Annotated in this window: 8 protein-coding genes and 2 tRNA genes; 5 read left to right on the top strand and 5 right to left on the bottom strand. The window is 37.2% G+C overall.

Annotation, left to right across the window (positions count from 1 at the left end):
- The coding region (locus QZ265_RS07880) for an OmpW family outer membrane protein (protein WP_296405058.1) at positions 1–419 on the top strand (419 nt) is incomplete at its 5' end.
- A 155-nt stretch (positions 420–574) separates the two neighbouring features.
- On the opposite strand, the gene hemB is transcribed toward QZ265_RS07880, so the two are convergent.
- Positions 575–1,585 carry a porphobilinogen synthase gene (gene hemB / locus QZ265_RS07885; RefSeq protein ID WP_296405060.1) on the bottom strand — a complete coding sequence of 337 codons (1,011 nt, stop codon included), beginning with the start codon at positions 1,583–1,585 and terminating at the stop codon, positions 575–577.
- Between the two features lie 507 nt (positions 1,586–2,092).
- Between hemB and QZ265_RS07890 the strand changes: the two genes are divergently transcribed.
- Together QZ265_RS07890 and QZ265_RS07895 are read left to right on the top strand one after the other, a co-directional pair.
- Positions 2,093–3,277 carry an LD-carboxypeptidase gene (locus QZ265_RS07890; RefSeq protein ID WP_296405062.1) on the top strand — a complete coding sequence of 395 codons (1,185 nt, stop codon included), beginning with the start codon at positions 2,093–2,095 and terminating at the stop codon, positions 3,275–3,277.
- Between the two features lie 141 nt (positions 3,278–3,418).
- On the top strand, positions 3,419–4,576 hold the full coding sequence (locus tag QZ265_RS07895) for a hypothetical protein (protein ID WP_296405064.1): 1,158 nt from the start codon (positions 3,419–3,421) through the stop codon (positions 4,574–4,576).
- Between the two features lie 345 nt (positions 4,577–4,921).
- Here QZ265_RS07895 and QZ265_RS07900 read toward each other — a convergent pair.
- A tRNA-Leu gene (locus tag QZ265_RS07900) sits at positions 4,922–5,008 on the bottom strand.
- Positions 5,009–5,107: 99 nt separating this feature from the next.
- Positions 5,108–5,181: transfer RNA gene (locus QZ265_RS07905), tRNA-Cys, on the bottom strand.
- Between the two features lie 351 nt (positions 5,182–5,532).
- Between QZ265_RS07905 and folD the strand changes: the two genes are divergently transcribed.
- A complete protein-coding gene (folD, locus tag QZ265_RS07910) occupies positions 5,533–6,396 on the top strand; it encodes a bifunctional methylenetetrahydrofolate dehydrogenase/methenyltetrahydrofolate cyclohydrolase FolD (protein ID WP_296405067.1) in 864 nt (287 codons plus the stop codon).
- Between the two features lie 163 nt (positions 6,397–6,559).
- Positions 6,560–7,039: a phosphate-starvation-inducible PsiE family protein gene (locus QZ265_RS07915; protein ID WP_296405068.1), complete on the top strand. Its 480-nt coding sequence runs from the start codon at positions 6,560–6,562 to the stop codon at positions 7,037–7,039.
- A gap of 94 nt (positions 7,040–7,133) precedes the next feature.
- Here QZ265_RS07915 and corA read toward each other — a convergent pair whose 3' ends face one another.
- Together corA and QZ265_RS07925 are read right to left on the bottom strand one after the other, a co-directional pair.
- A complete protein-coding gene (gene corA / locus QZ265_RS07920) occupies positions 7,134–8,237 on the bottom strand; it encodes a magnesium/cobalt transporter CorA (protein WP_296405070.1) in 1,104 nt (367 codons plus the stop codon).
- Positions 8,238–8,320: 83 nt separating this feature from the next.
- Complete coding sequence (locus QZ265_RS07925; protein ID WP_296405071.1) at positions 8,321–8,707, bottom strand: DUF2237 domain-containing protein; 387 nt, start codon at positions 8,705–8,707, stop codon at positions 8,321–8,323.
- Between the last annotated feature and the right edge of the window lie 374 nt (positions 8,708–9,081).

Below are 9,081 nucleotides of genomic sequence, written 5' to 3' on the forward strand. Positions count from 1 at the left end.
CAGACAATGTGGGCGTAGAGCTGTTAGCTGCACTACCTTTTCATCATGATATCGAATTAAAAACGGCGACCGGTGCTGTGGTTAATGCCAAAACTCAGCATTTACCACCAACGCTATCTGTTCAGTATCACTTCGATAACTTCAACAGCAATATTAAGCCATTTATTGGTGTCGGCGCGAACTATACTAATTTCTTTAAAGAAAGTATCGATCTTCCTAATACTGACTTAAAAATTGAAGACAGTTGGGGCGTAGCAGGCCATGTAGGTGTTGATTTTAAAATTAATCCTACTGAGGCTGTACGTGTTGATGCCCGCTATATTGATCTTGAGCCAGACGTAAAACTAAACGGTAATAATATTGGTACTGTTAAGATTGATCCTTGGGTATATGGCATTTCATACGTACAACGTTTCTAATTTTATGCAATAGCTGTAAGGTCTTTGTCCTAGGGGTTTAACCAAAAAGATTATAACAAACAGAATCCCTGTATCTGTATATAGATTCAGGGATTGTTTATGGTTATCTATCATGCATCTTTCAAATGCATAAATAAGATAGGTGCTATAAAAGACTATCTTAAAGCATTTAACTGTTTAGCTGCCTCAAGCGCAAAATAGGTCAAGATACCATCGGCACCCGCACGGCGAAAACCAATTAAGGACTCTAAAATAACTGCCTCGGTTAACCAGCCATTTTGAATGGCAGCCATATGCATAGCATATTCACCAGACACTTGGTAAGCAAAAGTAGGCACTCCAAAAGTGTTTTTTACCTCGCGAATTAAATCCAAATATGGCTGGCCTGGTTTAATCATCACCATGTCAGCGCCCTCATTAATATCCATAGCTACTTCATGTAATGCTTCAGCGCGATTACCAAAGTCCATCTGATATTGTTTTTTATGACCACCTTTTAAATTACCAGCGCTGCCTACCGCATCTCGAAAAGGGCTGTAATAGGCAGAAGCATATTTGGCAGAGTAGGCCATGATACTGGTATTGAATAACCCTTCTTCTTCAAAAGCTTCACGTATGGCAAGTATACGACCATCCATCATGTCACTTGGTGAGATGATGTCTGCTCCGGCGCGAGCATGAGCCAAAGCCTGCGCAACCAAGACTTCGATAGTGTCATCGTTTACCACATAGCCACTCTCATCAATCAAGCCGTCTTGACCATGAGTGGTATAAGGGTCTAAGGCCACATCAGTCATAACCACCATTTCTGGCACTTCTTTTTTTAGAGCACGAACCGCACGGCAAGTTAATCCTTCAGGGTTAAAGGCTTCTCGGCCGTCTTCAGTCTTCAAACTGCTGTCAATAACTGGGAAAATATCTAGCGTAGTTACCCCTTGGGCAAGTAACTCTTTAGCATACTCAATAAGCAAATCAATAGACAAACGATCCACCCCAGGCATACTGGCCACAGCTTCACGTTGGTTCTGCCCCTCTAAAACAAATACAGGGGCAATAAGGTGCTTAGGATGCAGTTCAACTTCGCGAATCATAGCGCGAACATTGTCATTAACACGAAGGCGACGTAAGCGAGTGTACGGATAAGTACGATTAAAGGTATAACTCATAATAAATCCTAATAAATATTGAGCCATAATACCGTTAAGCCATAATAACCCTTAGGTCCTAATAATTATTGCGTCAAAACAACTATCAAGTCAAAACAACTATTAAGTCCAAATAGCTAATACGAATAATGGTATAAAAAAAGGTTTGTTAATCAAATAGGCTAACATTGTTGATGGGGATAGAGTGAAAATAGAATAAGATATCTAGTTCAATTATTATTTTTAAAATTTTTATTCCTATCTCTATTCATATCGCTATGACTATTATAGCGCAGAGCCAAGTATATTTTGGGTTCTAAAATTGATACAGGTTATAACCTTATTATTAACTTCGTCTATTCTCTACTTACTTAATAGTGAATTAATTAATAAGTTTAGTGGCTATAATTAAGGTTTATAAGCAAATAGTCATATTCAATGTGCTATATCATAAAGTTATCAGCTGTATATCTAATAACAATAAAACCATATAACTATTAGCAATGAGCAATTATTTAAGAGTGTAATATGAATGAACATGAGACCCTAGATAGCTTAAATGAACAACTTGATTCAAATACGGCTCAAACAATTCTATTAAACCGTAGACGTTTTTTGGAATTGACCACTTTAGGTATGGGTGCGCTTGGAATGCTGTCTTATTCCAATAGCGTGTTAGCGGCTGAGCCCTTAACCGCGATTATCTCTGAAGCGTCAAGCTCGGCTGAAAACTTGAGTAAGAGCAAAGTACCGACCATACCGACTCGGATATTTTCAAGCTCAAATACGGGGGATGATGACACTCGTAATGAGTTAGGTCTTCAACGCCTAAGCTGTGCTGGCTTCGATATCCAAAATCCTGAGATTACCCGACGCCAATACCTACGTTTTGGAGGAACGGATCAGCAGCGAGTAAGCGACTTACAAAATATTGCAACAGGCGCTATTGTAGCCCCGAAATTACTACTGGCAGCAAGAGGCGGCTATGGTGCCATTCGGCTTTTAGAGTCTATTGATTGGCAAAGCTTAGGTAGAGTTATGAAAGAACAGGGGACTATTTTGGCTGGGTTTAGCGATATCACAGCAATTCAATGTGCATTATTAGCACAAGGTTATATGAGTAGCTTGGCGGCACCGATGCTGTATACCGAATTTGGTAAGCCGCAACCAGATATTGTTAGTTGCCAAGGCTTTGTGAAAGCCATTACTAATCCGCACCTAATAATAGATTTACCTCAGCAAAATAACAACCTAGAGTCATCAACAGCGCTTAACGGAATATTGTGGGGTGGAAATTTAAGTATGGTATCAGCGCTAGCTGGCAGTGTCTATATGCCTGCACCTAAAGGCGGTATCGTATTTTTGGAAGAAGTAGGTGAGCAGCCTTATCAAATTGAACGTATGTTGTATAGCTTGTATTTATCTGGTGCTTTTAAAAATCAGCAAGCTATTGTACTAGGAGCGTTTAGTGGTGTTGCAAAAGACAGCTACGATGACCGCTATAATTTTGATTCTGTGATTAAACAACTATCTGAGCTGACTAGATTACCTATTTATACCGGATTGCCGTTTGGTCATGTGGCGCGTAAACAGAGCTTTCCAATAGGTGCTATTTGTCACATAACACCAACAGCCTCTGGTATCACACTTCAATTTGAGGGATATCCTACTATTAATAGTAAGCTAATCTATCCTGAGGGGCTTTGGCATTAAATTTATCAATTGTTTAATAATAATTTTACCCATAAAAGTATTAACGTTTTAAAATAATTATTTACATTAAAGTACTTAATTCCTGTTTTCATTAGTCTATTATTAGGGGTCAAAATTAAAAAACAAACGAGGAAAAATAATATGTCAAACTCATCTAATGGCAGTAAAGAAAATAATATTGATAAAGCTATAGATTCTTTAGGAAACAATACTGAAGCTCCCTCAAATGATAAAGTTGTAGCCGTTGAAGTAGTTAAAGGCGATAAGGTGCTTTATGAAGAGGGTGACTTTGAAGAGTTCAACAAAGAAAAGCACTTAAAATCAAATTCAGATGATTTAGAACCTGAGTCAACAAATTCTGATAAAGAAGATTCAAATTTAGAAGCTAAAAATCAACAATCTTCATCAGATAGTGCTGATGATGCGTCAAAAGTGCAAACAGATAACTCTGATACTAAAGAAAAAGATTCTGATACTAAAGAAATTGAGTCTGATTCGGATAAAGATTCAGATTATAACAAAGTCGATTCAGATACCAAACAACAAGATACTCAATCTCAGGAAGATGATTCTAAACAAGTGGACGCTAAAGAAGACGATTCTAAAAAAGAAGGCTCTAAAGAAAAAGGCTCTGAAGAAGAAGGTTCTGAACAACAAGATTCTAAAGAAGAAGAATCTAAAAAAGATGATTCTAAAGAAGACGATTCTAAAAAAGAAGACTCTAAAGAAGAAGACTCTAAAGATGAGCAATCTGATGCTAAGGATTCTGATGTTGAAGATAATGACTCTAAAGATGATGATTCTAAAGATGATGACTCTGACCAAGCCTCTAGCAAAGCCAAATATACCGCTGCTATTGCCAATATTTATCAGTGGGCTACTAAATTAAAAGACGATTTAATTGCTGATAAATTGAACAAGTCGAAATCTAAAGAAAATTCTGAAGATGAAAACTCTGATTCTGAAGAAAATAGTGATGAAGAGTCTAACTCTAATAAAAATGATTCTGAAAAAGACGATAAGCACAGTGTATCTATTGCTAAAATCTATCAATTGGCAACTAAGCTTAAAGAAGAGTTTGCATCTGAAGCCACTAATGTTACTCATGATGTGTCAGAAAAAGCATTAGGTATTATGCTAACTAAGCTTCTCAATGCTGCTGAATCAGAGCTAAAAGCTTTTGATGCAAAATTAGAAGAAGCAGACGAACCTGTGGACAATGCTGATGAAGAGCGTAACAAAATTACTGCTAAGAAAGATAAATATCAAGGCATGATTGATTTGCTTAAAGGTGAATAATAAGCTTTTCACCTTGCTTAAAATCATTTAAGTAACGTTCACATAAGTAATATTCATCCTAATAGTTGATACTATTAGATATTGAGCCCAAGATGACCGATTTATATTTGGCGTCTTGGGCTTATCACATTCAGCCAATTGCGATTTAAATTGTCGATTAATTACAAGTATACATATGCTATAAATTAGCTGTGCTAGCTAATTATATATAAAAGCATGAAGTAAATAAAATTGTATATGCATGGAAAATAAGAAAGGATCAAGAACGATCAGCATTGATAATTGAAAAAAATTATACAAAAAAAAGGCTTTCAATTGCTTGGAAGCCTTATTTGTCGTGCTATATGGTACCCGGAGCCGGACTTGAACCGGCACGCTCGTGAGAGCGAGGGATTTTAAATCCCTTGTGTCTACCAATTTCACCACCCGGGCAAAACTTTAAAACTTAAGTTGCTGAAATACTCAGTAACTTATTTAGTGGGCGTATATTATCACAAAATTAATATTCGTCAACACTTTTTTAAATCAAATTGGAGGCTGAGGTCGGAATCGAACCGGCGTTCACGGATTTGCAATCCGCTGCATAACCACTCTGCCACCCAGCCATTTGAGGAGACCTATAATACCAAAATAAAATTAAAATACAAGTTGTCTCTTAACTATTTTCGATATATACCTTGAATACTATTAAATAACACTGTTATTACTAAAATATTCGTTGCAAAACCGTTGTAGTAACATAGTGAATAGTACTCGGTTTAATCTTGGCAGTTGATAATATTATTTAATTTATAGCAAACGGACTCGGATTATCTATATTGCATGGGTTACAATGTTAGCACTAGAGCCCTAAAGTATTATTAGGTTTTGAGTTGCTAAATAGATAATTACCCTTTAAGCAATTTTTATCGTTCTATTATACATTGTATAAATAACTTTGAATTATGGAGTCTTATATGACAGAAGTTACTGCCACCCGACTTGATGGTAAGGCACTAGCAAAACAGATCGAGCAAGATTTAACTCAACGAGTTGCTACCTTAGTAAAAAAAACAGGCCGCACTCCTATTTTGGCAACCATCTTAGTAGGCGATGATCCGGCTTCAGCCACTTATGTACGTATGAAAGGTAACGCTTGTAAGCGTGTCGGTATGGAGTCTATCCGTGTAGAAATGCCAGCCAGCACAACCACAATAGAACTGTTGGCGAAGATTGAAGAATTAAATAACAATCCAGATGTTCACGGTATCTTATTACAGCATCCAGTGCCTGAGCAAATTGATGAGCGTGCTTGCTTTGATGCCATTGATTTAGCCAAAGATGTAGACGGCGTAACTTCACTTGGATTTGGTCGTATGAGTATGGGTGAGCCTGCCTATGGATCATGTACGCCTCAAGGCATCATGTACTTGCTTGAGCAAAATGGCATTGAATTTGCAGGTTTACATGCAGTAGTGGTAGGTCGTAGTGCAATTTTGGGTAAGCCAATGGCACAGATGCTATTGAATGCCAATTGTACTGTGACTATTTGTCATTCTAAGACAAAAAATCTAGCTGAGCATGTAGGCCGTGCAGATATCATCGTAGGGGCAGTAGGGGTGCCAGAGTTGATTAAGAAAGACTGGATTAAGCCAGATGCTATAGTGGTGGATGCCGGTTTTCACCCAACTGATAATGGTGGTGTAGGTGATATAGAATTATTAGGTATTGAATCAATTGCAGCTGCATATACGCCAGTACCAGGTGGTGTGGGTCCAATGACCATTAATACTCTGATTCGTCAAACCGTAGAAGCTGCAGAAAAAGCGGCCAAAATGTAATACAGATTTAACAAGACAGTTTAAGAAGTTAAATTTCCTTAGCATAAAATATCAAACTTTACTTTTCGATTGAAACAGGCCAATTGTTGGGATTATTCCAACAGTTGGCGTATGTTCCTGATGTTCTTTAAATAACTATGTAAAACTAAAGGAGGATTTACTAATGAGTGCCCCAAACCCAATTAATAACTGGCAACGAAAAGTACAATCAATAGGTATCCTTATGATTGATGTCAGTCATTATTTGGCATTATTGTTAATAGGATGTGTGGTTATAGGCGCTGCAGGAGCTGAATTCTTTAGTATTATCCAAGGGGGCAAGGTTGATTTAAAAGATATCCTAATGTTATTTATTTATCTTGAGCTATTGGCCATGATTGGGATTTACTTTAAAACGCATCGTTTGCCGGTTCAATTTTTAATTTACATTGCTATTACAGCGCTGTCACGACATTTGGTAGTTGATGTGCAGGCTGTTTCAGATACTTTTCACTTGTGGCTACTACTTACCATTACCATATCTATATTTATTCTCAGTATTGCAGTATTTCTATTAACTTGGACAGCAAGTCAATATGGGCGCCCAGAAGACAATATCCATAAACATAACCAAAATAAATCCCCAACTAAACTCAGTGAATAAACAATGAGCTTACTATTGACAGTAGCATGAGTAAGATGAAATTTGGGACAATTAAACTATTAGCAATACTTTGTTTTCAGAAATTATGAAGTACTTAAAGCCAGCCGGATTTACGAAATTGATGATATAAGACCATACACGTTGTTAAAATGAAAGCAAGAACAATAAAATAACCATAGTGATAATGTAATTCAGGCATGAAATCAAAATTCATGCCATATATTCCCGCCACTGCTGTAGGTACTGCCAAGATACCCGCCCATGCTGCCAGTTTACGGACTACCTCGTTTTGTCCCATATTAACCATCGCCATATAGGTATCCATTGCCACACTAAGCATTTCATTAAGACCGTTCACCGCATCTATCGCACGTAACAAATGGTCATTGACGTCTCTAAAGTATGGTTTTGCAATACTAGGATATACAGAAACCAATTCATTTTTCTTATGATTGATAAAGAAATTACAGATGTCTTGTACGGGTAGCATAACTGCTCGCATATGTACTAGTTGTGACTTTAAGATATATAAGCTTTGCAGAATCTCTTTACTGAATTTATATGAGAAAATATTACGCTCTTGCTCTCGTAGATATTCACCTAAGCTATCTGTAATTGGTAGATAGCTATCGACCACATAATCTAAGACCGCATGTAACACAAACACTGGACCCATCGACATTTTTTCTGGACGTCTATGGCAGTAAGCTCGCACTGGTGCGTAGGAATTTGAGGCGCCAGTACGAATGGTAATTATGTAATTACTGCCCATAAGCATCGAAGTGGTACCATAGTAGATATTATTATGGTCTAAATAGGCGGTACGGACCACAACGAATAACGAGTCGTTGCCGTAGGTCTCAATTTTTGCACGTTGGTTTTCGTTAAAAGCATCTTCTAAGGCCAATTCATGAATATCAAAGGCTTTTTGAACCGCTTCAATAGTTTCGATACTAGGATCGTATAAACCAAGCCAAATAAATTGTCCTTTATTGGCCAATGTTCTACTTACTTCATCTAAATCAATCTTTTCTATAAACACGCCAGTCTTTCGAGAATAGACACAACAGTTAACAATCTCATTAATACCTGAACGTTCAAATTCCTCAACCCTTTCTGCATCGGGATCATATACCGGCATAGTTGGCGACATAAATGATAGCGCCAGTTGCTCCTGTTTTATTCTTATATCGGACATGATTGACTCTCAGATCTTATACTTTATTTGAGAAAAAAATTTTGATGAATATGGCTTAAACGATTGACTATTAAGAGACCTAATTATAAAGCGTATTTTTTTAAAGTCTCTATATCAACCAAATCTAGTAAGCTTTCATGACAAGCCTCAAGCTTAATCTTGGGCGCCATTTCATGATCTAAAGCATCTAGCCAACGTAGGGCGCAGATACACCAATAGTCACCAGGCTTTAATCCAGGGAACCCATACTCAGGTACAGGTGTAATTAAATCATTGCCAGTCTTTGCAGAAAAATTCAAAAATTCACTGGTCATTTTTGCACAGACGGTATGTTGTCCAACGTCTTGCTGCCCTGTATGACAAAAACCATTGCGGTAGTAGCCAGTGATAGGGTCAAAACAGCAGCTGGATAAAGAAGTGCCCAAAACATTTCTTTGGTTTAAATTCGGATCGGGATGATAAGTAAGCATAGGTCATTATCTCTTTAAAATTGATCTTATTCACTATCCGTAAGGTTGAACAGCTAGATTGTCACTTACATAATCGTAATTAATACCTAGGAATTTAGAGCTATACAATGTAAAGCAATACAAAGACAGCAACAGTACTGGCTGTCGCTAGCTGTTCATACATGGGTAAAGATTAGCTCAATAAGTTGTAAAATTATTTACGGAGTGTTATTAGGTTATAAATTATGCGAAATAGTAACACATTCAAGCTTGTATTATCTGTATTGCAAGTAAGGTACAGTTTCTTTAAAGGTATCTATATTTAATTATTTTATCATCAGTCGCCGTAAAACCACCCACTTTAGGGGGTGGATATAAGGCGACATATGCTGTCG

This window comes from Psychrobacter sp., assembly GCF_018260395.1.
Classification (GTDB): domain Bacteria; phylum Pseudomonadota; class Gammaproteobacteria; order Pseudomonadales; family Moraxellaceae; genus Psychrobacter.